Genomic DNA, 24,290 nt, shown 5'->3' on the forward strand with positions numbered 1-24,290 from the left:
CTGTACTGCGAGAACCCTGCACGCCCGAAGGCCACATTCGCGGAGCGCATCGCCGGGCCGACGGTGCGGTATCAGCGTCGAACTCCCGGACCGCACCCGTCCGGTGCACCGCCGCCAGGAGCCCGACCGGCTCCGCAGACCGGAGAACCCGATGGACACCACACAGATAACCGACGCACCTCCCCCCACCCCCCAGCCCACCGAGACCGAGCAGAAGCGCGCCGCCCGCGGCGCCACCCGACCCGGTGACCGGATCTTCCTCGGTCTCTCCCGCGGCTCGGGCATCTTCCTGCTGGTGATCATGGCCGCCATCGCGGTCTTCCTCACCTACCGCGCCTCCCTCGCGATCAGCAAGGACGACGGCAACTTCCTCACCACCTTCGAGTGGAACACCGGGCTCGTCCCGCCGAAGTTCGGCATCGCGGTCCTGGCCTTCGGCACGGTCGTCTCCTCGATCATCGCCATGGCCATCGCGGTCCCGATCGCCGTCGCCATCGCGCTGTTCCTCACGCACTACGCCCCGCGCAAGCTCAGCGGCGTCATCGCGTACGTGATCGACCTCCTCGCCGCCGTGCCGTCCATCGTCTACGGCCTGTGGGGCGCCCTGATCCTCGTGCCGCACATGAACGGCCTCTTCGGCTGGCTCAACGACTACCTCGGCTGGACCGGTGTCTTCTCGTGGGAGGAGGGCCCGCCGCGCTCGATGCTCACCGTGGGCATCCTGCTCGCGATCATGATCCTGCCGATCATCACCAACGTCAGCCGTGAGGTGTTCCGGCAGACCCCGCGGATGAACGAGGAGGCGGCCCTGGCGCTCGGCGCCACCCGCTGGGAGGTCATCCGCATGGCGGTGCTCCCCTTCGGCCGCTCCGGTGTGATCTCCGCGTCGATGCTCGGCCTCGGCCGCGCGCTCGGCGAGACGATGGCCGTCGCCACCGTGCTCTCCCCGGGCTTCGACATCCAGGCCAGCCTGCTCGACCCGGGCGGCGGCACCTTCGCGCAGAACATCGCCAGCAAGTTCAGCGAGGCCAGCGAGACCGGCCGGGACGCGCTGATCGCCTCCGGTCTGGTCCTGTTCGTCATCACCCTGCTGGTCAACGGCGCGGCCCGCATGATCATCGCGCGCCGCAAGGAGTACTCGGGGGCCAACGCATGAGCACCGCCGCGACCGTCAGCACCCTCCAGGGTGCCCGCCTGCCCAAGTGGGCCCCGTACGCGATCGCCGCGGGCTCCGTCGCCCTCGGCCTCGGCATCAGCGCCGCCGCGAGCCTCGACAGCAGCATCCAGTGGGCCCTGATCGCCGCGCTCCTGTTCGTCGGGGGCACCTACGGCATCGCCGCCCGTGTGGAGGGCCGCCGCCAGGCCAAGGACCGGGTGGCGACCGCGCTGGTCTGGGTCGCCTTCCTGCTGGCCCTGATCCCGCTGATCTCCCTGGTCTGGACGACCGTCGCCCGGGGCGTGAAGGTCCTGGACTTCTACTTCCTGAGCCACTCGATGGGCCTGGTCGCCGACGACGAGCCGGGCGGCGGCATCTACCACGCCATCCTCGGCAGCCTGGAGCAGGTCGGCCTCGCCACGGTGATCGCCGCCCCGATCGGCGTCCTCACCGCGATCTACCTGGTGGAGTACGGCCGCGGGAAGCTCGCCAAGGCCGTCACCTTCTTCGTGGACGTCATGACGGGCATCCCGTCGATCGTCGCGGGCCTGTTCATCCTCAGCCTCATGCTGATGTTCGACATGCAGCCCTTCGGCTTCGCCGGCTCGATGGCCCTGGCCATCCTGATGATGCCGGTCGTCGTCCGCTCGACGGAGGAGATGCTCAAGCTCGTCCCGAACGAGCTGCGCGAGGCCTCCCTCGCCCTCGGTGTCCCGAAGTGGCGCACGATCCTGAAGGTGGTCCTGCCGACCTCCATCGGCGGCATCACGACGGGCATCATGCTGGCGGTCGCCCGTATCGCGGGTGAGACGGCGCCGGTGCTGCTGCTGGTCTGGGGCAACTCGCTGATCAACGCCAACCCCTTCGAGGGTGCGCAGCAGTCGCTTCCGCTGTACATCTACCAGCAGTACGCGAACAGCGGGGGCGCCGGTACGGCGTACGACCGCGCTTGGGCGGCGTCGCTGACGCTGATCGCCTTCGTGATGATCCTCAACGCGGCGGCCCGCGGCATCGCCCGCTGGAAGGCCCCGAAGACAGGTCGCTGACGCGGCCATAGCGACCGACTTTTCGAAAGAAGCAGTGATACCCATGGCCAAGCGAATCGATGTCAGCGGCCTCCACGCCTACTACGGCACCTTCCGGGCCATCGAGGACATCTCGATGACCGTCGAGCCCCGCTCCGTCACGGCCTTCATCGGCCCGTCCGGCTGCGGCAAGTCCACGTTCCTGCGCACGCTCAACCGCATGCACGAGGTGACGCCGGGCGGCCGGGTCGAGGGCAAGGTCATGCTCGACGACGAGAACCTGTACGGCGCCGGGGTCGACCCGGTGTCCGTGCGGCGCGAGATCGGCATGGTCTTCCAGCGCCCGAACCCGTTCCCGACCATGTCGGTCTACGAGAACGTCGTGGCCGGCCTCAAGCTCAACGGCTCCTTCAAGAAGTCCGAACTGGACGACGTCGTCGAGAAGTCCCTCAAGGGCGCGAACCTCTGGAACGAGGTCAAGGACCGTCTGAACAAGCCGGGTTCGGGCCTGTCCGGCGGTCAGCAGCAGCGTCTGTGCATCGCCCGCGCGATCGCGGTGGAGCCGAAGGTCCTGCTCATGGACGAGCCCTGCTCGGCCCTGGACCCGATCTCCACGCTCGCCATCGAGGACCTGATCGGCGAGCTCAAGGAGCGCTTCACGATCGTCATCGTGACGCACAACATGCAGCAGGCGGCGCGCGTCTCCGACCGCACGGCCTTCTTCAACCTGGCCGCCGTCGGCCAGCCCGGCAAGCTCATCGAGATCGACGAGACGGAGCGCATCTTCTCCAACCCGTCGGTCCAGGCCACCGAGGACTACATCTCGGGCCGCTTCGGCTGAGCAGCCGTGGCAAGACTCCTCGCGGTGCTGCATGGCGGTGCCACCGCGAGGTACAGAAGGGCCCGCCCCCTGGCTGACAGGGGGCGGGCCCGTTCTCGTCGGCGCCTACAGGAAGAGCAGGTACACGACCCCGTACGACAGCGCGGCCACCGCGGCCGCCGCCGGCATGGTGATGAACCAGCCGAGCACGATGTTCTTGGCGACGCCCCAGCGCACGGCGTTCACCCGCTTCGTCGCGCCGACGCCCATGATCGCCGAGGTGATGACATGGGTCGTGGAGATGGGCGCCTTGAAGAGGTACGCGGTGGTGAACATGATCGCCGCGCCCGTGGTCTCCGCGGCGAAGCCCTGCGGCGGGTCCAGCTCGATGATCTTCCGGCCGAGCGTGCGCATGATGCGCCAGCCGCCCGCGTAGGTGCCGAGGGAGAGCATCAGGGCGCAGACGATCTTCACCCAGGCCGGGATCGGGTCGCCGTAGGTCTCGTGGCCGGAGATCACCAGGGCCATCACCACGATGCCCATGGTCTTCTGCGCGTCCTGGAGGCCGTGCCCGAGCGCCATGCCGGCCGCGGACACAGTCTGCGCGATCCGGAAACCCCGCTTGGCCTTGTGCGGGTTGGCCCGCCGGAAGATCCACATGATGGCCGTCATCACCAGGTAGCCGGCGATCAGGCCGACGAAGGGCGAGACGAACATCGGGATGACGACCTTCTCGAGCACCCCGTGCCAGAGCACGTCGGTGCCCCCGGCCAGCGCCGCGCCGACCAGCCCGCCGAACAGGGCGTGCGAGGACGAGGAGGGCAGCCCGAAGTACCAGGTGACGAGGTTCCAGACGATCGCGCCGACCAGCGCGGCGAAGAGGATGCCCATCCCCTTGGAGCCCGCCGGCGTCTCGATCAGCCCCTCGCTGACGGTCTTCGCGACCCCGTTGCCCAGGAACGCGCCCGCCAGGTTCATGACCGCCGCCATCGCGAGCGCGGCCCGCGGGGTCAGCGCCCGCGTCGACACCGAGGTGGCGATGGCGTTCGCGGAGTCGTGGAAACCGTTGGTGTACGTGAAGAAGAGCGCGACCAGGATGGTCACGACCAGAGCGAAGGTGTCCATGAAGGGGTCAGGACTCCTTGACGGCGATGGTCTCCACCGTGTTCGCCACGTGCTCGAACGCGTCGGCCGCTTCCTCCAGCACGTCCACGATCTGCTTGAGCTTGAGCACCTCGATGGCGTCGTACTTGCCGTTGAAGAGGTGGGCGAGCAGCTTGCGGTGGATCTGGTCCGCCTGGTTCTCCAGCCGGTTGACCTCGATCCAGTACTCCGTGAGGTTGTCCATGGTCCGCAGGTTCGGCATGGCCTCCGCGGTCAGCTCCGCCGCCCGCGCCAGCACCTCGATCTGCTGCTCGACGCCCTTGGGGAGGTCCTCCACGTTGTAGAGGACGACCAGGTCGACGGCTTCCTCCATGAAGTCCATGATGTCGTCGAGGGAGGACGCGAGGGAGTAGATGTCCTCGCGGTCGAACGGCGTGATGAAGGAGGAGTTCAACTGGTGGAAGATCGCGTGCGTGGCGTCGTCACCGGCATGTTCCGCGGCCCGCATACGCTCTGCGATCTCGGCCCGGCCGGCGGTGTCCGCCCCGAGCAGTTCCATCAGGAGCTTCGAGCCCGTCACGATGTTGTCCGCGGAGGCGGCGAACATGTCGTAGAAGCTCGTCTCCCTGGGGGTCAGACGAAAGCGCACAAGGGGTCCTCTAGGTGCATGGGTTTCGGTCAGGCTGATGCTAAGTGCATCATCCGGCCACGGCTAATCCGCTCGCAGGCCCTATACCCGGGAAACTTCGGTACCATATACCCAGTAGGGGTATATAACGTGGAGGATGCTATGACGACGACCGAGGCCGGCACCACGGCACCCTCCCAGCCGGTGGCCGAAAACACACCACACGAGACGACCACGCACGGCTACCACAAGCAGAAGGACGAACACCTCAAGCGCCTGCGCCGGATCGAGGGCCAGATCCGCGGCCTGCAGCGCATGGTCGACGAGGACGTCTACTGCATCGACATACTCACGCAGGTCTCGGCCTCCACCAAGGCCCTCCAGTCCTTCGCGCTGCAACTCCTGGAGGAGCATCTGCGCCACTGCGTCGCCGACGCGGCCCTCAAGGGCGGCGCCGAGATCGACGCGAAGGTGGAAGAGGCGACAAAGGCGATCGGCCGCCTCCTGCGCACCTGAGCCCTAGGGCCCTTCGCGTTCCTCCGCCACCCGCAGCACCTCGTCGATGCTCTCCAGGCTGAGCCGGTCGTCGGCGGCCGAGGCCGCGATGATCAGCTCTCCGCACAGTTCGATCTCGGCGAGGGCCACGTGGTCCTGCACCGCCGTACCGCCGACCGGAGCCACGCGCATCACCTCTTCTCTGCCGTTACCGACTTCCTAGAGTAGGGAGCGGCCTACACACCGCGCATGGCACGGACGGGCTAGTTCTTGACGCCCGTCACGACTGCTCACTCCTCGGCGATCTTCCCGGCGTAGATGTCCCCGGCCGCCGGCAGCCGTACGTCGGCCGGGACCCCGAAGTCGTAGAGCAGCGTCGTCGAGGCGACCGCGACGGTGCCCTGCTGTCCGCCGACGAAGCTGAACCGGTGCCGCAGCTTGCGGATCCGCCCCTCGTCGTCGAGGTAGACGTCGAACGGCACCCGGGCCGTGGCGAACCCTTTCGCCGCCGCCGCGAGCACACCCCGGTTCGCGGCGGACGCGTCCTTCGCCGCGGCCCCCAGGTCGGCGATCCCCCGGTAGTGCCTCACCCCGGCCCCCGCGACCTCGCTCTCCCCGACGTACGTCACCGTCCGCGCCCCACGCAGCACCTCGGCCGCGGCGAAGGGGTCGGTGGCCCCGCCGGTCACGAGGTTCCCGTCGGAGAGCGTGCCGGTGTCGACCCGCACCCACTTGTCGGCGGGCACACCGGCGCCGCGGTTCTTCATGAACAGGGCGCCGGGCGCGAGCAGTTCGGTGATCGGCCGGTGCTCGCTGCGCCCCGAGGGGTCCTGCGGCAGCAGCACCCTGAGCCGGCCCAGCCGGCCCTTGTAGTCGTAGACCCCCTCGCCCCGGATGGTGACCCGGGTCCCGCCGGCGGCCATCTCCATGGACGTCCGCGCCTTCGAACTCCCGGCCCCGACCAGGGTGTCGGCGGCCCGCCGCACGATCTCGACGTTGTCACTCCCCACCCGGGCGTCGGCGGATCCACCGGCACCTCCGGAACACCCGCACACCAGGCAGACCAACCCACCGACGGCGACAACCGCCCCACCCAGACTCTTCACTGTCTGGTCAACGACGACCCGTTGGGCCCGTCACGCATACCCGCCCTTTACGCGGCCTGGGTAACGTTGTCGCGTGGCCCAGCAGGACAGGATCCCCCCGCCCGTCGCCCCCTCCGAGCACATCACGACCACCGTCGAGCAAGGCCGTTTCTGCAACGCCCGCTGCACCTGCGGCTGGCGCGGCCCGGCCCGCCGGGCGAGAAGCCAGGCGAGGACGGACGCGCAGACCCACGCCACGGGCTAGGTGGCTTGCCTCACGCCCCGCGGTGGAACCCGGAACCCCCTGGCCCCGTCTCGTTCCACGGAACCCCACAGGAGGCACCATGGAACGGCGTACGTTCATCGGCGGCACCACGGCCGTACTGGCGGCGGCGGTCACCGCGTCCTGCAAGAGCATGGACCCCGCCGACGCCGATCCCGGCACGAGCACGGCCACGGCGACGAGCACGGGCACGACGGCCTCCACCGCCTCCCGTACCTCCTCGGTGACCGCCCCCAGGAGCTGGTCCGCCCTCGCCCACACCCTGGACGGCTCCCTGGTCCGCCCCGGCGACGGCGACTGGCCGACCGCCCACCAGCTCTACAACACCCGCTTCGACACCCTGAAGCCCGCCGCCGTCGCCTATGTGGCGAACACCGACGACATCCGCACCACCCTCGCCTACGCCAAGGCCCACGGCATCCGGGTCGCGATCCGCAACGGCGGCCACTCCTACGCCGGCTGGTCCTCCGGCAACGACCGGCTGATCGTCGACGTCTCCCGGCTGAGCCGCATCCGCGTCTCGGGCGGCACCGCCGTCGTCGGCGCCGGCTCCAAGCTCATCGACGTCTACCGCACGCTCACCGCGAAGGGCGTGACGATCCCGGCCGGTTCCTGCCCCACCGTCGGCGTCTCCGGCCTCACCCTCGGCGGCGGCCACGGCGTTGCCTCCCGCGCCTACGGCCTCACCTGCGACAGCCTCACCCAGGCCACCCTGATCACCGCCGACGGCAGGCAGCTCACCGCGAACGCCACGACCAACAAGGACCTGTTCTGGGCCCTGCGCGGCGCGGGCAACGGCAACTTCGGCGTCGTGACGGAACTGCACTTCAAGACCCACCCGGCCCCGCAGGGCGTGACCGCGTACGCGAGCTGGCCGTGGTCGAAGGCGGCCGCCGTGGTGAAGGCGTGGCAGGAATGGGGTCCCGGCCAGCCCGACGAGATCTGGTCCTCCTGCCATCTGGAGAACGGCGGCTCCCCCTCCATCGCGGTCGCGGCCTTCTCCCTGGGCACCTACGGCGAACTCCAGAACGCCCTCGACCGCCTGGCCGACCGGATCGGCTCACCGGCCCGCAGCGTCACGCTCAAGCGGCACTCCTACGACAGCGCCATGGAGGCGTACGCGGGCTGCTCGTCCTTCTCCACGGACGCCAAGTGCCACCTCCCCGGCGACACCCCGGGCCGCTCCCCGCAGGGCGCCCTGGGCCGCGAGACCTACGCGGCCCACTCCGACTTCTTCGACCGCTCCCTCTCTGAGGCCGGCATCCGGACCCTCCTGAGGCAGATCGCCGCGGTCCGGGGCGGCTCGGGAAGCATCGCCCTCACCGCCCTCGGCGGCGCGGTCAACCGCGTCTCCCCCACAGCCACGGCCTTCGTCCACCGCCGCTCCCGCATGCTGGCCCAGTACATCGGCTCCTGGCGAGCGGGCACGACAGGCACACAGGCCCAGTCCTGGCTCACCGGCGCCCACAACGCGATGGCCCCGTACGCCTCAGGAGCGGCCTACCAGAACTACACGGACCCGACCTTGAAGAACTGGCGCAAGGCGTACTACGGCGACGCGGCAAACCGACTCACACAGCTGAAGAAGCAGTACGACCCGGAAGGGTTCTTCACGTACCCACAGGCGCTGTAAGTCTTTTAGGGGCGCGGGGAACTGCGCGACCAGCCCCCACGGCGCCGCACCCAAAATCAGGCCGCAAGATCCCGCTCCTCGGACTCCACACCCTGCCGAGCTCCGGGAACAAGCGCCTGCCCGCCCTCAACCCCTCGCGCACGGACCAGCCACCCACCCCGAGGCGACCTCTCCACCGCCTTCATCAACGGCGTCAACAAGGCCATGGCCAACGGCGACAACAGCAACGCCACAGCCGTACCGAGCGCAAACCCACCCACCACGTCAGTCGGATAGTGCACACCCATGTACACCCGGCAGAACCCCTCAAACAACGCGAGCAGAATGCCGACCACCCCGAACTTCCGGTGCGCGACGAACAGCCCCACCGCCATCGCCATGGTGATCGTCGCGTGGTCGCTCACGAAGGAGTAGTCGGTCTTGCCGGAGACCAGCACCTCCAGCCCCTCATGCGTGAGGAAGGGCCGGGGCCGCTCGACGAACCCCCTTATGGGCACGTTCACCAGCACAGCCAGAGCGGCAGCGACCGGCGCCCACACGAGCGCGGCCACCGAGGACGCCGCGTCCTCGTCGCCCCGGCGCCGCACACTCCACCAGCACCACAGGATGAGCAGCACCATCCCGAACAGGATCCCGTACTCACCGACGTACTCCATGACCCGGTCGAACCAGTGCGGGGCGCTCTTGGCCAGGCCGTTGATGTCGTAGAGCAGGTCGACGTCGGGGTTCGACCCGGATTCGGCGAGAACAGCCATGGTGCTACGGCCCCTTCGTCGTCTTTCCCGGCGTACCCATGTGCGCTCGGCTACGCCCTCAGGAACGCACGGCTCCTGTTAATACGTTCCGCACTCCACGGAATGATCACGCAGACGTTATCGAAGAGAGACACATCGCTGCAGCTCAGGGGGTGGGTTTCACCCTCCGTCACACGGTCGTGGGCAACGCTTTCGCGCCATCTTCGGTGACCCGCGTGGCACCGAAGTACTCAGAAGTGTCGATCGGGTCGAACCGGATCACAGCACCCGTTCTCGGGGCGTCGATCATGTATCCGCCGCCCACATAAATCCCCACATGATGGATTGCGCGCGAGTTTGTCGGGTCCTTGGAGAAGAACACCAGGTCCCCCGGCAACAGTTCACTTCTGGCCGGATGCGGCCCCGCGTTGTACTGATCGTTCGCCACGCGAGGAAGGGTGATGCCGACGCTTTCGTAGGCGGCCTGCGTCAATCCCGAACAGTCGAACCGCCCGCCCTGCGCGGCCGTACCCGTACCGCCCCACAGATAAGGCGTGCCGAGCTTCTTCTGCGCGTAGTAGATCGCCCCGGCGGCCTGCTTGGAGGGATCGACCCGGCTCACCGGGGCCGCGAAGCTCTCCTCCAGGGTCGTGATGGTCTTCACGTAGTTCCGGGTTTCCTTGTACGGCGGCACCCCGCCGTACTTGATGACCGCGTAGGCACCGGCGTTGTAGGAGGCGAGCATGTTCTCGGTGATGTTCCCGGGAACGTCTTTCACATAGGACGCCAGCTGGCAGTCGTAGGAAGCGGCCGAGGGAATCGCGTCATTCGGATCCCATACGTCCTTGTCGCCGTCCCCGTCGCCGTCGATACCGTGGGTGGCCCAGGTTCCGGGAATGAACTGCGCTATTCCCTGCGCGGCCGCGGCGCTCTGCGCTTTCGGATTGAATCCGCTCTCCTGGTAGAGCTGGGCGGCGAGCAGCGCGGGGTTGATGGCGGGGCAGAGGTTGCCCCACTTCTGCACGAGCTGCTGGTAGGCGGCGGGCACGGCGCCCTTGGCGAGCGTCCTGGCCGCGCCTCCCACGCTGTTGGAGAGGTTCCCGGCGACGACGTAGACCCCGACGACGAGCAGCATCACGAAGCCGAGCCCCGCCCCGAGAGCGGCGCCCGCCACGAGCCATGCCTTACGCACCGTCAACCGCCCCTCGGCCACTGGGAGTCCGCTCCGGTCAGTTTAGGAGCTTCCCCGGCGGAAACCCGGGTACTCGGCGTGGTCGGTACAAAGATCAGCGCAGTCCGCACAAGGTTCAGCAGCCGGCCTTCCGGTACAGCGCCGCCGCCTCCGCCCCGAACACCACGCTGTACGACACGTCCGGCGTCGCCCCGCCCTCCTCGTGGCCGCCGAGCACGCCCACGACCTGCCCGTCCCCGTTGACCCACGGGCTGCCGCTGGTGCCGCCGGTGAAGTCCGGGCACGCGATGCGCTGTTGGGTACGGCTGTGCGCGACCGGCCGGTTGGTGCAGCTGATCGGCACATCACGGGTGCTGGGGTACCCGGTGACCGTGACGGCGGTGGCCCCGGTGGCCGTCCCGGTCTTGAAGGAGTTCCCGCCGACGACGTCCTGGACCTTCCCCGCCACGACGGCGAAGGCCACGTCGCTGTCCTCGTCCCGCCCCTTGGCCCAGCCGGGCGGCAGGAAGGCCCTCTCCACCTTCCACCTGCCGTAGGGCGCCTTGCCGTTCCGGTATCCCGGCACGAACACCAGCCTGGTCGGGTCCGTGCCGATGCAGTGGGCGGCGGTGACCAGCAGGTCCCGCCCCTCGCTGCGCACGACAGAGGCCGTACAGCCGTGTCTGGTGCCGTCGAACAGGGCGCCCACACGGGCGCTCGCGGCCGTGGCGGCGGCCACCACCGTCACCCCGAAGGGTCCGGGCCCGTCGTCGGCGGCCGCCTCGGAGGCCGAGGTGACGGCGAGCAGGACGACGACGGCGTACAGAGCGGGACGCCGCGTGCGCTTCAGTCGTGTGCGCTTCATCGGACCAGAGCATTCCGCACGAAGGTGAGAGACACGTCAGAAGACGATCTCGGCCCCGCGCGCCCCGGCCGGCTCAGCCGCGCGCCCCGACCCCCGCCGGGAACCGCACCCCCGTCAGCTCCTCCGACGCCTCCCACAGCCGCTTCGCGGCCACCGGGTCGCTCGCCGCGCGGGACCGGCCGACCAGGGTCGGTCCGCCGCGGGACTCGCCGAGGCCGTCGGGGCCGACGTAGCTCGCGCCGGGGAGATCCTGCGTGGCCGCGTACAGCGTCGGCAGGGCGCCCGCGGTGTCCGGCTGGGCCATGACCCGGTTGCCGATCCACATGAACCCGCGCAGCAGCGGGTTGCCGGTGTGGCTCTGGAGGTTGGTGGCCGCGTACCCGGGGTGGGCGGCGAGGGCGCGGACCCGGGAGCCCGCCTCCGTCAGCCGGCGCTGGAGTTCGAGCGTGAAGAGCAGGTTGGCGAGCTTCGACTGGGCGTAGGCGCCGGTGGGGCTGTAGTTCGCCGTCGAGTTGAGGTCGTCGAAGTCGATCACCCCGCTGCCGCCGCGGTGCAGCCCCGAGGAGAGCGTGACGACCCGGTCGGTGACGTACGGCAGCAGGAGGTTCGTCAGGGCGAAGTGGCCGAGGTGGTTGGTGCCGAACTGCATCTCGAAGCCGTCCGCGGTGCGCCGCTCGGGGAGCATCATCACGCCGGCGTTGTTGATCAGCAGGTCCAGCGGGCGGTCCCACGCGGCCGCGAACTCCCGTACGGAGGACAGGTCCGCGAGGTCCAGGCGGCGCACCTCGGTGCTGCCGTTCGCCGTCCGCGCCGCCGCCTCGCCGCGCTCGGGGTCCCGTACGGCGAACACGACATGCGCGCCCGCCGCGGCCAGCGCCTGGGCCGCGCGCAGGCCGATACCGCTGTTGGCGCCGGTGACCACGGCCGTGCGGCCGGCGAGGTCGGGGAGATCGCGTGCGTTCCACTTCTTCTTCTCAGCCATGACCTCAATGTAGGCGCCGACAACAATGCTGTCAATGACAACAATGATGACGTCGTCTACATCGGGATACGATGGTGCGCATGCCAGAGAGCCGCGAGAGCCCAGAGAGCCGCGAGACCCGCGAGAGCCGTCCGTATCACCACGGAGACCTGCGCTCCGCCCTGCTCGCCGGCGCCGAGCGCACCCTGCGCGAGAAGGGCGTGGGCGCCCTGTCGCTGCGGGAGCTGGCCCGCGAGGTGGGTGTCAGCCACGCGGCCCCCGGACGCCACTTCAAGGACAAGCAGGCCCTGCTCAACGCCCTGGCGCTGGAGGGCTACGAGCGGCTGCGCCGGACCATCGCCGACGCCGACACCCCCGGCCTGCCGCTCCAGGACCGGCTCACCTCGCTCGCGCGGGCCTACCTCGGCTTCGCCGCCGAGAACGCGGAGCTCCTGGAGCTGATGTTCGCCCGCAAGCACGACCCGGCAGCTTCCGAACTGCTGTTCGTCGCCGTCGACCAGACGGTGGGAGCCCTGGAGCGGATCATCGTGGAGGCCCAGCGGTGCGGCGAGATCGTCGAGGGAGACCCCGCGTACCTCACCCTCGCCCTCGGAGCCACCCTTCAGGGCACCGCCACGTTCGCCGCCAACGGCCACATCGATCCGCAGGAGGCGCTGGCCGGCGTCGGCGGCCTCGTCCACCTCCTGCTGCACGGTCTGAGCCCCCGCTGAGCCGCCCCGGGAGTTGTGCGCAACGCGTGTAGATGGTCAAGTCGAGACCATTCGGCGCCCATCGGGCCGCCATGGGGCGGTAAGCCCCCAAGTGCCTTCAGTCATGCGGAAGTCAGAATTCCACCACCCGTCTTGTTGTCACGTACTCAACAAGGGGATGGTCTACGCGGGTCGCCGCCCCCGCCGGGAACCTCACCGGTGGATCCCCCCACTCGCAGGCCTCTGCCCACCACTCCCAGGAGGCTGTACCTTGCGTACCTCCACCCCCAACACCCCCCACATATCCGGCAGATGGCGCCGGATCGGCTCGGCCGCCGTCGCCACCGGCGCACTCCTGATCGCCGGCCTCGGCACCGCGGCACACGCGAGCGCCGACACCGCGACACCGCACAAGGTGAGCGCGAAGACCATCGCCGCGCAGGTCGCCAAGGCCCATGTGCGCTACGAGAACGCGTGTGACACCACCCCCAAGAAGGGCTACGCCGCCTGCAACGCCCTGCGGGTGACCGGCGGAACCACCGCGTTCATGGAGAAGCAGGCCGCGCTCAAGGGCGTGATGCCCAAGACCGTGCAGCCGAACGCCACCTCGGACTCCCCCACCGGCTACGGCCCCAGCGACATCCAGTCCGCCTACGGCCTGACCTCCGCCGCCTCCTCCAACGGCTCCGGACAGACCGTCGCCATCGTCGACGCGTACGACGACCCGAACGCGGAGGCGGACCTCGCCACCTACCGCGACTACTACGGCCTCTCCGACTGCACCACCGCCAACGGCTGCTTCAAGAAGGTCAGCCAGACCGGCTCCACGACCTCCCTGCCCTCCGCCGACAGCGGCTGGGCCGGCGAGATCTCCCTCGACCTCGACATGGTCAGCGCGACCTGCCCGAACTGCAACATACTGCTGGTCGAGGCGAAGTCGGCCACGGACGCCAACCTCGGCACCGCGGTCAACGAGGCCGTGAAGCTCGGCGCCAAGTTCGTCTCCAACAGCTACGGCGGCACCGAGTCCTCCTCGGACACGACGTACGACACCTCGTACTACAACCACCCGGGCGTCGCCATCACCGCGAGCGCGGGCGACGAGGCCTACGGCGCCGAGTACCCGGCGGCCTCCCGCTACGTCACGGCGGTCGGCGGCACCAAGCTGTCCACGTCCTCCAACAGCCGCGGCTGGACCGAGAGCGTCTGGAAGACGTCGAGCACCGAGGGAACAGGCTCCGGCTGCTCCTCGTACGACGCCAAGCCCTCCTGGCAGACCGACACCGGCTGCACCAAGCGCATGATCGCCGACGTCTCCGCCGTCGCCGACCCCGCCACGGGCGTCTCGGTCTACGACTCCTACGGCTCCGACGGCACCGGCTGGAACACCTACGGCGGCACCAGCGCCTCCTCGCCGCTCATCGCCTCGGTCTACGCCCTCGCCGGCACGCCGTCGAGCAGCTCGTACCCCGCGTCGTTCCCCTACGCCCACACCTCGGCCCTCAACGACGTCACCTCCGGCAACAACGGCACCTGCTCCACGGCCTACTTCTGCACCGCCGAGTCCGGCTACGACGGCCCGACCGGCTGGGGCACCCCGGCGGGCCTGACCGCCTTCACCGGCTGAGCGGTTCCCTCCAGATCTCCCCGGCGGGTCCCGGGGATGCCGCCCTCGTGAGGGGGGACGTGGGGTCTCCCTCGGCGGCACAACGGCAACGGGTCGCGACAGCCGGTCGCGGCCCGTTCGCCGTACCCCCAAGGCTCGTGCGCCGCCTGTGAGTTCGGTCAAGCGGGAGCCGTCCGCAGTCCATCGGCGGGCAATCCCCGGACTGGGTTCGGTATGGCGGAGTCAAGAATTCCACCGGTCGCCTTGTTGTCGCGTACTCAACAAGAGACGGTCGTGGCGGGCCGCCGCCCGCCGCCGGGAAACCCCCACCGCCGGCACGCACCCGCACTGCTCCTGTTCCACCCCGTCCTCAGGAGGCTGCACCATGCGTACCAACTTCCCCCACATACGCCTGAGATGGCGCCGGATCGGCTCGGTGGCCGTCGCCACCGCCGCCCTGGTCCTCGCGGGCCTCGGCACCGCCGCCCAGTCCGACGCGGCGCCCGTCTCCACCAAGGTCACCTGGGCCGCGACCCCCTGCGCCACCCCCAAGAAGACCGGCGAACTCGCCTGTAACTCCCTGCGCGTGACCGGCGGCGTCACCGCATACGAGAAGGCGCAGGGCATCACCCCGAAGGCCGCCGACGCCTCCACCCCCTCCGGCTACGGCCCGAGCAACCTCCAGTCCGCCTACGGCCTGACCTCCGCGGCCGCCTCGAACGGTTCCGGCGAGACCATCGCGATCGTCGACGCGTACAACGACCCGAACGCCGAGGCCGACCTCGCCACCTACCGCTCGTACTACGGCCTCTCCGCCTGCACCACCGCCAACGGCTGCTTCAAGAAGGTCAGCCAGACCGGCTCCACCACCTCGCTGCCCTCCAGCGACAGCGGCTGGGCCGAGGAGATCTCCCTCGACCTCGACATGGCCTCCGCGATCTGCCCGAACTGCAACATCCTGCTGGTCGAGGCCAAGTCGGCGACGATGGCCAACCTCGGCACCGCGGTGAACGAGGCGGTCACCCTCGGCGCGAAGTACGTCTCCAACTCCTACGGCGGCTCGGAGTCCTCGAGCGACACGTCGTACGACACCTCGTACTTCAACCACCCGGGCGTGGCCATCACCGTCTCCGCCGGTGACGCGGACTACGGCGCCGAGTACCCGGCCGCCTCCCGCTACGTCACCTCCGTCGGCGGCACCAAGCTCTCCACCTCCTCCACCACCCGCGGCTGGACGGAGACGGTCTGGAAGACGTCCAGCACCGAGGGAACGGGCTCCGGCTGCTCCTCGTACGACGCCAAGCCCTCCTGGCAGACCGACACCGGCTGCACCAAGCGCATGATCGCCGACGTCTCCGCGGTCGCCGACCCCGCCACCGGCGTCTCGGTCTACGACTCCTACGGCGTCACCGCCGGCTGGTACACCTTCGGCGGCACCAGCGCCTCCTCGCCCATCATCGCGGGCGTCTACGCGCTCGCGGGCACGCCGTCGAGCGGCTCCTACCCGGCGTCGTTCCCCTACGCCCACACCTCCGCCCTCAACGACGTCACCTCCGGCAACAACGGCACCTGCTCGACCAGCTACTTCTGCACCGCCGGAACCGGCTACGACGGCCCGACCGGCTGGGGCACCCCGGCGGGCGTGACCGCCTTCACCGGCTGACTCTCCGTCAACAACGGGCCGCGGTCTCGGACCGCGGCCCGTTCGTCATGCCGTCCCCCGTGCGGATAGCCTTCACCCGCAGACGCACCGCAGGTCGCCCTCAGGCCTCATTGCCCGGGGTGACCTGCCGTGATACACAGAGTGACCAGACAGTCATTCGTACGAAACCCGCCAACCAATGACGCCAAGTCGACATACGACGGCGGATTTGTCGGCGACAATGAGGCCTGACCTCTGCGCACCGCAGGGGAAGCGGAACTACCCACCAGGGGCGGTGACTTACATGCTCTTTGCGGCCGACAAGGGAGACATCAACACCATCATCGGCGGGATCGCTCCGGACTGGGGCCCCTTCGGGGCGCTGGGCACGGAAGCGAAGACGATGATCCAGGTCGTCATGGCGGTCGCCATCCTGCTCTGCCTCGGCATCGCCATCTGGGGCGCGGCGAAGCAGCGCATCGGCGCCACCGCGCTGCGCGACACCTTCAGCGCGGAACAGGGCAAAGGCCTCATCATCGCGGGCCTGACCGGCGTCTTCATCATCGGGTCCCTCGGCACGCTCTTCACCATCGTGTACGGCATGTCCGTGTAGCCGGAGCGTCCGGTCGACGCACCTCAAGTCCGGCCGGGCGCGCCCGGTATCCCCCTACCCCACCGTCCGACGTGCCACCGGCTGAGGTTGCGTTCCCCCGATGACCCCGATGTCCCCCGTGCCCCGCCTTTCCCTGATGCGGAGTCAGCGCACCGCGCCCACGCGGCGGCCGGCCCGGCTACCGTCGTACTCCTACGCGTTTTCCCGCGCGTTTCCGCACGACGTCGAGGGGGCGTGAGCGGCAGATGAGTCTCGGAGACGACCAGCAGCCGTCCGGCGGCTACGGCGGCACGGGCCAGACCCGCACGCGCTACCCGGAGGGCGACGGCGACGTCTACGGCGGCGCCCGCCGCACCCCCCGCTCCTCCTCCCGCAGCCTCGTCACGGTCGTCGGCGTCATCGTCCTCCTGATCGCCGCCATCGCCTTCGCGAACCGCGGAGGAGACGATTCCGCAACCTCCCCAGAAGGCACATCAGGCCAGCCGAAATCATCCTCAACGGCCCCTTCCGGCAAAACCCCGGCCCAGACGAAGTCGGGAGGGATCCCTACGGGATTCACACGGGATGCAGAAGGGGCGCAGAGCGCAGCGGCCAACTACGCGGTGACGCTGGGGTCGACCGGCATGTTCAACAAGGGCACCCGGCATTCCATCGTAGACGCCCTCTACGTCCCCACCGTGGCGGCGAAACTCCAGGGCGCCATGGACACGGCTTACTCGGCGGCCTTTCTCAGCAAGCTCGGCCTCGACTCTGAGGGCAGAGCGCCCGAGGGCAGCACGTTCGTCTCGCGTACCGTCCCCGTGGGCACCACGACCGGACAGTTCAGCAGCGACGCGGCCAAAGTGTCGGTCTGGTACATGGGCCTCATCGGAATGTCCGGTGCCTCCTCCACCGACCCGGTGAGCTCCACATGGAAGACCTGGACCTTCGATCTGCGGTGGACCGACGGCGACTGGAAAATCTCCGCGGACACTCAGACGGACGGCCCGGCCCCGGTCCCGGGCGACGACAAGGCCGCCAGCTCCGACGAGATCAGCAAGGCCATCCAGGAGTACGGAGGGTTCACGTATGCCCGGTAGCCGTTACCGCGCACTCAAGCTCACCGGCCTGGTGGCCGCCGTACAGACAGCCGCTGTCCTGCTGGCAACCCGCGCTGTCGCGGCGCCCACGCCCACCCCGACGCCCTCGCCCACAGGCAGCAACGATCCCTGTGACCTCCTGATCGGTCCCGCCAAACAGTACTGCGAGAACGACGGTGGTTCCGGCGGCTCCGGATCCGGCACCCTCAGCCCCACCTCCACCCTCGACCCCTTGTCCTCCCTCGCCCAAGGCTGTGCCAAAGCCGCTGCCTGGACCATCGACAAGCTGAGTGAGGCCGTCAAGGACACGGCGAACGTGGACTTCACCAATCAGAAGTTCCTTCAGCAGTACGCCGTCGTGTTCGCCGCCTCCACGATCCTCACCCTCCTGCTGTGGCTCCTGGCCGTAGCGAAGCGCGCGGTGCGAGGCGTCCCCCTCACCACCGCCATCGGCGAAGCGATCGGCTTCCTCTGGCTGACCGTCCTCGCCTCCGCCTTCACCCCCCTGATCCTCTACACCGTCGTCTCCGCCACGGACAGCGTCTCCCAGGTCCTCGCGAAGACCACCGGCGACCAGACGGACACGTTCTTCGGCACCTTCTCCGGCGCCCTGGAAAAGGGCAACGACATCGGCGGCGGCCCCATCATGCTGATCGTCGTCTCCCTGGTCAGCATCCTCGCCGCCGGCGTCCTCTGGCTCGAACTCGTCATCCGCGCCGCCCTCCTCTACGTCGGTGCCCTCCTCGGCACCGTCGTCTACGCCGGCCTCGTCGACAAGAACCTCTGGGGCCACGTCCGCCGCTGGGCCGGCATCATGATCGCGGTCATCCTGGTCAAACCGGTGATCGTCATCGTCCTCGGCCTCGCCGGAGCCCTGTCCTCCGACAACGGCCCCGACGCCTTCTCCGCCGTCGTCTCCGGCCTCGCCATCATCCTGCTCGCCATCTTCGCCAGCGCGATGATCTACCGCTTCGTCCCCGGCTTCGGCGACGAGATCGCCAGCGGCCGCAGCAACCGCATCATGCAGGGCGCCGAGGGCAAGGCCGCCGCCGTCATCAGCTCCCCGGCGACCCTGGTCGCCCAGGGCATCAAAACCCACAGCACCCGGGCCGACAACAACGGCCAGGCCTCCGGAGGTTCGGGCTCCCGCCCCAGCAACCCCGCCTCCGGCGGCGTCGCCGCCCACAGCTCGCGCACCCCGAACGGAGGCGGCGGATCTGTCCCCTCCGCCGCTCCCGCTCCCCGCACGAGCAGCCCGGTGAACACCCCGCACGCCAGCAACAACCGCAACAACCGCTCAGGAGGTGACGGGAGTTGACGACCGAGTCCCACGTGTCCCATCCCCTCACGCCCCGCCGTACCTATCTGATCGGCCGCGCCCGGCCGAACGCGATCGTCGGACGCAACCGCGAGACCGGCGAGATCGCGCTGATCATCGTGGGCGCGTTCCTCGGCATGATGTGCGGGCTCATCGTCCCCGTGCTCTCCCTGCGCATCGTGCTCCTGATGGGCTTCCCGCTGCTCGCGCTCGCCGCGGTCTACGTGCCGTACAAGCGCCGCACCTTCTACAAGTGGTTCGAGATCAACCGCAGTTACAAGCGGACCCTGAAGCAGGGCACGGTCTACCGCTCGACCGCGATGGAGGCCGGCACCCATCTCGACGGCCGCGAGGTCGAGATCGGCCCGCCCCCCGGCATCGGCCGGATCAACTGGCTCGCCGCCCCGTTCGGCCCCGACGAGATCGCCGTACTGCTCCACGCGGACCGCCGTACCGTCACCGCCGCCATCGAGATCGAGGGCCCCGGCGTCGGCCTGCGCGACTCCGAGGACCAGGAAGCCCTCGTGGACCGCTTCGGCACCCTGCTCAAGCACGTGGCCAACGGCGACGGCTTCGTCACCCGGCTCCAGATGCTCGCCCGCACCCTGCCCGCCGACCCGGACGCCCACGCCAAGGACGTCGCCGTCCGCGGGGACGACAAGTCGCTGCCGTGGCTGCAGACGTCGTACGACCAACTGCAGTCGATGGTGTCGACCAGCAGCGAGCAGCACCGCGCCTATCTCGTCGCCTGCATGCACTACAACCGCGAACTCGCCGCCGAGGCCCACGCGATGGCGCGGGCGGCCCGTCCGCAGAACGGCCGCAAGCTCGACAAGGACGCGGGCCTCGCGGTCGTCATGGCGCGTGAACTGACCGACATCTGCTCGCGGTTGCAGGAGGCCGACATCCGCGTACGACAGCCGCTCGGGCAGGGCAGGCTGGCGTCGCTGATCCACTCCATGTACGACCCGGACCACCCCATCGACCACATCCAGGCGATGACCAAGCGCAACGCCTGGCCGGCCGAACTCGACGCCATGGAACCGACGTTCCTCCAGGCGAAGACCCGCGAGTCATCCACCCGCGCGCCCTGGTGCCACTCCACGGCCTGGGTGAAGGAGTGGCCGATGACCCCGGTCGGCGTCAACTTCCTCGCCCCGCTGCTGGTCCACACCCCGGACGTGATCCGCACGGTCGCCGTCACGATGGATCTCGAACCCACCGAGATCGCCATCGAGCGCATGCTGACCGAGAAGACCAACGACGACGCGGAAGCGAGCCGCGCCGCCAAGATGAACCGCACCGTGGACCCCCGCGACATCGCCGCCCACAACCGTCTCGACCAGCGCGGCGAGGACCTCGCCAGCGGCGCGGCGGGCGTCAACCTGGTCGGCTGGATCACCGTCTCCTCCCGCAACCCCGAGGCCCTGGCCCGCGACAAGCGGACCATCCGGGCGTCGGCCGGAAAGTCGTACCTGAAGCTGGAGTGGTGCGACCGCGAGCACCACCGCGCCTTCGTGAACACGCTTCCGTTCGCCACCGGCATCCGAAGGTAGGGGTCACACGCATGCGGGATCCGCTGACCGTCCTCACCGAGGCCTTCACGTCCTTCCTCTTCGGCAAGGTCGAGACGACCCGACTGCCGGTCCGCACCTCCACGGGCCAGGCCCAGGCCGTCTACCTGCCCACGGCCGCCCCCGGACTCGGCGACTCCGGCGTGATCATCGGCCGCGAGGTCTACTCCGGCAAGGGCTACATCTACGACCCCTTCCAGCTCTACGGCCAGCAACTGCCCGCCCCGCACTGGCTGGTGCTCGGCGAGTCCGGCAACGGCAAGTCCGCGCTGGAGAAGACGTACGTCCTGCGCCAACTGCGCTTCAGGGACCGCCAGGTGGTCGTCCTGGACGCGCAGGGCGAGGACGGCGCCGGTGAATGGAACCTCATCGCGCAGGAGTTGGGGATAACCCCCATCCGGCTCGACCCGATGGCGGCCCTCGACCAGGGCATCCGCCTCAACCCCTTGGACCCGTCGATCACTACGACGGGCCAGCTCGCTCTCCTGAGGACCATCATCGAAGTGGCCATGGGCCACGGCCTCGACGAGCGCTCCGGCTTCGCGCTCAAGGTCGCGCACGCCTACGTCAACGAGACGATCGTCGAACGCCAGCCGATCCTCACCGACATCGTCGAGCAACTCCGCCACCCCGAACCGGAGTCGGCCGAGGCGATGAACGTCGACATAGAGGACGTACGGGCCTGGGGCCTCGATGTGGCCCTGGTCCTGGACCGGTTGGTCGACGGTGACCTCAGGGGCATGTTCGACGGCCCGACCACGGTCGGCATCGATCTCGACGCGCCGCTGATCGTCTTCGATTTGTCCCACATCGACCGCAACTCCATCGCCATGCCCATCCTCATGGCGATCGTCGGCGTATGGCTGGAACACACCTGGATCCGCCCCGACCGCAAGAAGCGCATCTTCCTCGTGGAAGAGGCCTGGCACATCATCAACAGCCCCTTCGTGGCACAGCTCTTCCAGCGGCTGCTGAAGTTCGGCCGCCGACTCGGCCTGTCCTTCGTAGCGGTCGTCCACCACCTGTCCGACGTGGTGGACGGAGCGGCGGCGAAGGAAGCGGCCGCGATCCTGAAGATGGCGTCGACAAGGACGATCTACGCACAGAAGGCCGACGAAGCCCGGGCGACAGGGCGGGTGTTGGGCCTCCCCCGCTGGGCGGTGGAGATCATCCCCACCCTCACCCCCGGCATCGCGGTCTGGGACGTCAACGGCAACGTCCAGGTGGTCAAACACCTGGTCACCGAGACCGAACGCCCCCTGGTCTTCACCGACCGCGCGATGACGGAGTCCTCCCTCGACCGCGACCTCGCCGACGACGCGCTGCGCGCCGCGGAGTTGGAGGCCGAGGAGCGGGCGGCGGCCTTCGTGGAACAGCACCTCGGTGACTCCGAGTCGACGGTGGCGTAGGAGAGGCGGGCAGTGGTGAGACCGGACGACCGTCGCCGCGAGCAGCAAGGGGGCGTCCCGGACGGCCTGTTGGTCGCCATACTCGCCTTCCTCGTCGGCATCACGCTCCTGGTGTGGTCGGCGACAGGCCTGGCAGCCCTGCTGTCCCACGGCAGTTGGCCCAAGAACGTCACCTTCACCCGCACCCCCCTGGCCATGCGCCACCTCATCACCAACCCCCAGGACCTCCCAGGCGCCTGGCCCACCACCCCCACCTCCACCCTCTCCGGCTACGGCCTCTTCTGGGGCCTGTTCATCGGCCAGCTGATGATCCTGACCGTCCTCTCGATCTTCGTGATGGGCACGTTGGCGAGGTGGCGGGCGGTACGGGCGAGGACGCGGGCGGAGAAACTGGCTGCACGGCAACGCCGTTCGGCACCGGAACCGATGCACGAGGTACCGGCCCACGAGGTACCGGCTCCGAGACCGGCACCGGAGCCGCAGCCGTACGAAACGCAGACCCTCTCCGCCAAGCAGCCGCAGCCGCCGGCGGCGGGCAACCCACCCGGGCTCCCCCAGCCCGCCGAGCCACTCGTCGCAACGCCGACGGCTGCCAAGCTGCCCACTTCGCTGTCCAACGGTGAACGGGTGGGCGGGTGGCAAACACCGCGCGCCGCAGGCGCGGTGGTCTACGCCCCACCCGCGACCCGCCACACCACCGCCACCCAAACCATCCGAGACGCGGAAGGCCCCACCCTCGTCGTCACCTCGAACCCCACCACCTGGCAGGACACCAAGGACGCCAGAGCCAAACTCGGCCCGGTCCACGTCTACGACCCCACCCACCTCTGCGACACCCCGTCCCGCCTCCACTGGTCCCCCACAGCCGGCTGCGAGAACAAGGACACCGCGAAACGAAGAGCCACCGCCCTCCTCACCCCCGTCCGCCCCACCGCGAAGATCGACCAGGCGGTCACCGACGTAGCCGAAACGCTCCTGCGCAGCTACCTCCACGCGGCCGCCATAGACAACCGCACCATCCGCCACGTCCACCGCTGGTGCCAGGGCACCCAGATCCAGGACGCGGTACGAACCCTGCGCACCAACCCGAAAGCAGCACCAGGCGCGGCAGGCGAACTGGAAGCCGCCCTCACCGCCCACCCCGAACGCAAGGACATCGCCCAGGAGTTGACGACGAGAGCCCTCGCCGCACTCTTCACGGTCAACATCCGCGAGGCATGCACTCCCAACCGAACTGATGCCCTCGCCTTGGATTCCTTCGTCGACGAAGGGGGCACGCTTTATGTGGTGGGTGAATCCATCGAGGACCCCCGGACCAACCCCGGCGCGATGCCCCTCCTGACGGCCCTCACCTCAAGCGTGGTCGAGCGTGGCCGGCGCATGGCCGAACGGTCATCCTCCGGTCGCCTCGACCCACCACTGACGCTCGTCCTGGACGACGTCGCGGCCGTGGCTCCGCTTCCCCAGCTCCCGGAGCTGCTGGCCGCCGGAGCGGACCGGGGCATGCCGACCCTGGCCCTGCTCCGCTCCCGTGAACAGGCCCGCACCCGCTGGCCTGATGCGGAACTCCCCGTATAGTCACGCCCGTTCGAGCACGAACTCCAACTCGGACTCCCCCGCGGCCTGCGGCAACGCCACCCGCACCCCGCTCGGCACGAACCCCACCTTGCGGTACAGCCCCTGAGCCCGCCCGTTGTCCTCGTGCACGATCAGCCGCACCCGCTCGGCCCCGGCCTCCCACGCCGAGTCGATGCCCGCCGCGAACAACGCCTTGGTCAGCTCACCACCGCGCGCCTCGGGCCGTACGTACACCCCCACGAGGTGCCCCTGCCGCCGCTCGACGGGAAACCCGGCCCAGTCGGTCGACCCGGCCTCCTCCAGCAGCACGACCAGCGTCCCGAGCCACCGCCCGTCCGCCCCCTCGGCAACGAGCTGCCGCACCCCGCTGCCCTCCGCGGCACCCCGGGCCGTCCGCTCCTGCCAGAACGCGTCGGAATACACGACGGCCTCCTCGTACGTCTCCAGAAACGCGAGATGCGCCACCGGATCCCGCAGCGCGGCAAGCCGCAACTCCTTCACGGCAGCCCACTCCTCAGCCCGCACCGACCGGATCACATACCTCATACCGGCCACGGTAGTACCCGGGTACGACCCACCTCACCTGAAATACCGCCCGCCCCCGCACGAGCATCGAAACATGACTACGGCACAGCACCTGCCCAAACACTACGACGACAGGCCGACGGTCAACGCAGAAAACCCCCGCGCCGAATGGCACGGGGGTTTTCTCAAGATTTGTTCGGCGGTGTCCTACTCTCCCACAGGGTCCCCCCTGCAGTACCATCGGCGCTGTAAGGCTTAGCTTCCGGGTTCGGAATG

The 24,290-nt window shown here is 69.2% G+C and carries 24 protein-coding genes and 1 rRNA gene; 15 read left to right on the forward strand and 10 right to left on the reverse strand.

Annotated features, from left to right (window positions below; genetic code table 11):
- Window positions 1–151 precede the first annotated feature (151 nt).
- Genes pstC through pstB form a run of 3 tightly spaced genes read left to right on the forward strand, consistent with a single transcriptional unit; the run spans window position 152 to window position 3,022 of the window.
- Window positions 152–1,156, forward strand: coding sequence for a phosphate ABC transporter permease subunit PstC (gene pstC, locus ABZ896_RS41505; RefSeq protein ID WP_360940714.1), 1,005 nt, complete (start codon window positions 152–154; stop codon window positions 1,154–1,156).
- Entirely contained in the window at window positions 1,153–2,202 is a 1,050-nt protein-coding gene (pstA, locus tag ABZ896_RS41510; RefSeq protein WP_360940716.1) for a phosphate ABC transporter permease PstA, read from the forward strand. The genes pstC and pstA overlap by 4 nt, the downstream gene beginning before the upstream one ends.
- Window positions 2,203–2,245: 43 nt before the next feature.
- Entirely contained in the window at window positions 2,246–3,022 is a 777-nt protein-coding gene (gene pstB, locus ABZ896_RS41515) for a phosphate ABC transporter ATP-binding protein PstB (RefSeq protein ID WP_360940718.1), read from the forward strand.
- Between the two features lie 105 nt (window positions 3,023–3,127).
- Here the strand turns inward: pstB and ABZ896_RS41520 are convergent, their stop codons facing one another.
- Together ABZ896_RS41520 and ABZ896_RS41525 are read right to left on the reverse strand one after the other, a co-directional pair.
- Window positions 3,128–4,126 (reverse strand): inorganic phosphate transporter, encoded by a 999-nt coding sequence (locus ABZ896_RS41520; protein ID WP_360940720.1) that lies wholly within the window; start codon window positions 4,124–4,126, stop codon window positions 3,128–3,130.
- Window positions 4,127–4,133: 7 nt separating this feature from the next.
- Window positions 4,134–4,754, reverse strand: a complete 621-nt coding sequence (locus ABZ896_RS41525) for a DUF47 family protein (RefSeq protein WP_007494878.1) — start codon at window positions 4,752–4,754, stop codon at window positions 4,134–4,136.
- Between the two features lie 141 nt (window positions 4,755–4,895).
- Here ABZ896_RS41525 and ABZ896_RS41530 point away from each other — a divergent pair, with 141 nt between their 5' ends.
- On the forward strand, window positions 4,896–5,249 hold the full coding sequence (locus ABZ896_RS41530) for a metal-sensitive transcriptional regulator (protein WP_360940723.1): 354 nt from the start codon (window positions 4,896–4,898) through the stop codon (window positions 5,247–5,249).
- 3 nt (window positions 5,250–5,252) lie between these two features.
- Here ABZ896_RS41530 and ABZ896_RS41535 read toward each other — a convergent pair whose 3' ends face one another.
- Complete coding sequence (locus tag ABZ896_RS41535; protein ID WP_360940725.1) at window positions 5,253–5,420, reverse strand: hypothetical protein; 168 nt, start codon at window positions 5,418–5,420, stop codon at window positions 5,253–5,255.
- A 98-nt stretch (window positions 5,421–5,518) separates the two neighbouring features.
- Complete coding sequence (locus tag ABZ896_RS41540) at window positions 5,519–6,286, reverse strand: hypothetical protein (protein WP_360940754.1); 768 nt, start codon at window positions 6,284–6,286, stop codon at window positions 5,519–5,521.
- A 121-nt stretch (window positions 6,287–6,407) separates the two neighbouring features.
- Between ABZ896_RS41540 and ABZ896_RS41545 the strand changes: the two genes are divergently transcribed.
- Together ABZ896_RS41545 and ABZ896_RS41550 are read left to right on the forward strand one after the other, a co-directional pair.
- Entirely contained in the window at window positions 6,408–6,578 is a 171-nt protein-coding gene (locus tag ABZ896_RS41545) for a hypothetical protein (protein WP_360940727.1), read from the forward strand.
- Between the two features lie 79 nt (window positions 6,579–6,657).
- Window positions 6,658–8,229 (forward strand): FAD-binding oxidoreductase, encoded by a 1,572-nt coding sequence (locus ABZ896_RS41550; RefSeq protein WP_360940729.1) that lies wholly within the window; start codon window positions 6,658–6,660, stop codon window positions 8,227–8,229.
- 56 nt (window positions 8,230–8,285) lie between these two features.
- On the opposite strand, the gene ABZ896_RS41555 is transcribed toward ABZ896_RS41550, so the two are convergent.
- The 4 genes from ABZ896_RS41555 to ABZ896_RS41570 form a co-directional block, all read right to left on the reverse strand.
- The gene (locus tag ABZ896_RS41555) at window positions 8,286–8,984 is read right to left on the reverse strand and encodes a phosphatase PAP2 family protein (RefSeq protein WP_360940731.1); all 699 of its coding nucleotides are present in this window, start codon (window positions 8,982–8,984) and stop codon (window positions 8,286–8,288) included.
- A gap of 169 nt (window positions 8,985–9,153) precedes the next feature.
- Window positions 9,154–10,161 (reverse strand): bifunctional lytic transglycosylase/C40 family peptidase, encoded by a 1,008-nt coding sequence (locus tag ABZ896_RS41560; RefSeq protein WP_360940756.1) that lies wholly within the window; start codon window positions 10,159–10,161, stop codon window positions 9,154–9,156.
- A 109-nt stretch (window positions 10,162–10,270) separates the two neighbouring features.
- Window positions 10,271–10,999, reverse strand: coding sequence for a trypsin-like peptidase domain-containing protein (locus ABZ896_RS41565; protein ID WP_360940733.1), 729 nt, complete (start codon window positions 10,997–10,999; stop codon window positions 10,271–10,273).
- Between the two features lie 73 nt (window positions 11,000–11,072).
- A complete protein-coding gene (locus ABZ896_RS41570) occupies window positions 11,073–11,981 on the reverse strand; it encodes an oxidoreductase (protein ID WP_360940735.1) in 909 nt (302 codons plus the stop codon).
- An 80-nt stretch (window positions 11,982–12,061) separates the two neighbouring features.
- Here ABZ896_RS41570 and ABZ896_RS41575 point away from each other — a divergent pair, with 80 nt between their 5' ends.
- The 9 genes from ABZ896_RS41575 (at window position 12,062) to ABZ896_RS41615 (ending at window position 23,489) form a co-directional block, all read left to right on the forward strand.
- Window positions 12,062–12,691: a TetR/AcrR family transcriptional regulator gene (locus ABZ896_RS41575; protein WP_360940737.1), complete on the forward strand. Its 630-nt coding sequence runs from the start codon at window positions 12,062–12,064 to the stop codon at window positions 12,689–12,691.
- Between the two features lie 250 nt (window positions 12,692–12,941).
- Window positions 12,942–14,297 (forward strand): S53 family peptidase, encoded by a 1,356-nt coding sequence (locus tag ABZ896_RS41580; RefSeq protein ID WP_360940739.1) that lies wholly within the window; start codon window positions 12,942–12,944, stop codon window positions 14,295–14,297.
- Between the two features lie 364 nt (window positions 14,298–14,661).
- Window positions 14,662–15,939, forward strand: coding sequence for a S53 family peptidase (locus ABZ896_RS41585; RefSeq protein ID WP_360940740.1), 1,278 nt, complete (start codon window positions 14,662–14,664; stop codon window positions 15,937–15,939).
- A gap of 283 nt (window positions 15,940–16,222) precedes the next feature.
- Window positions 16,223–16,531 (forward strand): hypothetical protein, encoded by a 309-nt coding sequence (locus ABZ896_RS41590; protein WP_360940742.1) that lies wholly within the window; start codon window positions 16,223–16,225, stop codon window positions 16,529–16,531.
- Window positions 16,532–16,776: 245 nt separating this feature from the next.
- Window positions 16,777–17,610 (forward strand): hypothetical protein, encoded by an 834-nt coding sequence (locus ABZ896_RS41595; RefSeq protein ID WP_360940744.1) that lies wholly within the window; start codon window positions 16,777–16,779, stop codon window positions 17,608–17,610.
- The gene (locus tag ABZ896_RS41600) at window positions 17,600–18,928 is read left to right on the forward strand and encodes a hypothetical protein (protein WP_360940746.1); all 1,329 of its coding nucleotides are present in this window, start codon (window positions 17,600–17,602) and stop codon (window positions 18,926–18,928) included. The genes ABZ896_RS41595 and ABZ896_RS41600 overlap by 11 nt, the downstream gene beginning before the upstream one ends.
- Window positions 18,925–20,484 (forward strand): SCO6880 family protein, encoded by a 1,560-nt coding sequence (locus ABZ896_RS41605; RefSeq protein ID WP_360940748.1) that lies wholly within the window; start codon window positions 18,925–18,927, stop codon window positions 20,482–20,484. Before ABZ896_RS41600 ends, ABZ896_RS41605 begins: the two co-directional genes overlap by 4 nt.
- 11 nt (window positions 20,485–20,495) lie before the next feature.
- Window positions 20,496–21,911, forward strand: a complete 1,416-nt coding sequence (locus ABZ896_RS41610) for an ATP-binding protein (protein WP_360940750.1) — start codon at window positions 20,496–20,498, stop codon at window positions 21,909–21,911.
- Between the two features lie 15 nt (window positions 21,912–21,926).
- Entirely contained in the window at window positions 21,927–23,489 is a 1,563-nt protein-coding gene (locus ABZ896_RS41615) for a type VI secretion protein (protein ID WP_360940758.1), read from the forward strand.
- On the opposite strand, the gene ABZ896_RS41620 is transcribed toward ABZ896_RS41615, so the two are convergent.
- Together ABZ896_RS41620 and rrf are read right to left on the reverse strand one after the other, a co-directional pair.
- Window positions 23,490–24,035, reverse strand: a complete 546-nt coding sequence (locus ABZ896_RS41620) for a GNAT family N-acetyltransferase (protein ID WP_360940752.1) — start codon at window positions 24,033–24,035, stop codon at window positions 23,490–23,492. It lies immediately after the preceding gene.
- Between the two features lie 173 nt (window positions 24,036–24,208).
- Window positions 24,209–24,290 (reverse strand): 5S ribosomal RNA (gene rrf, locus ABZ896_RS41625); the annotation flags it as partial.

The sequence above is a fragment of the Streptomyces sp. NPDC047072 genome, assembly GCF_040643855.1.
GTDB lineage: Bacteria > Actinomycetota > Actinomycetes > Streptomycetales > Streptomycetaceae > Streptomyces.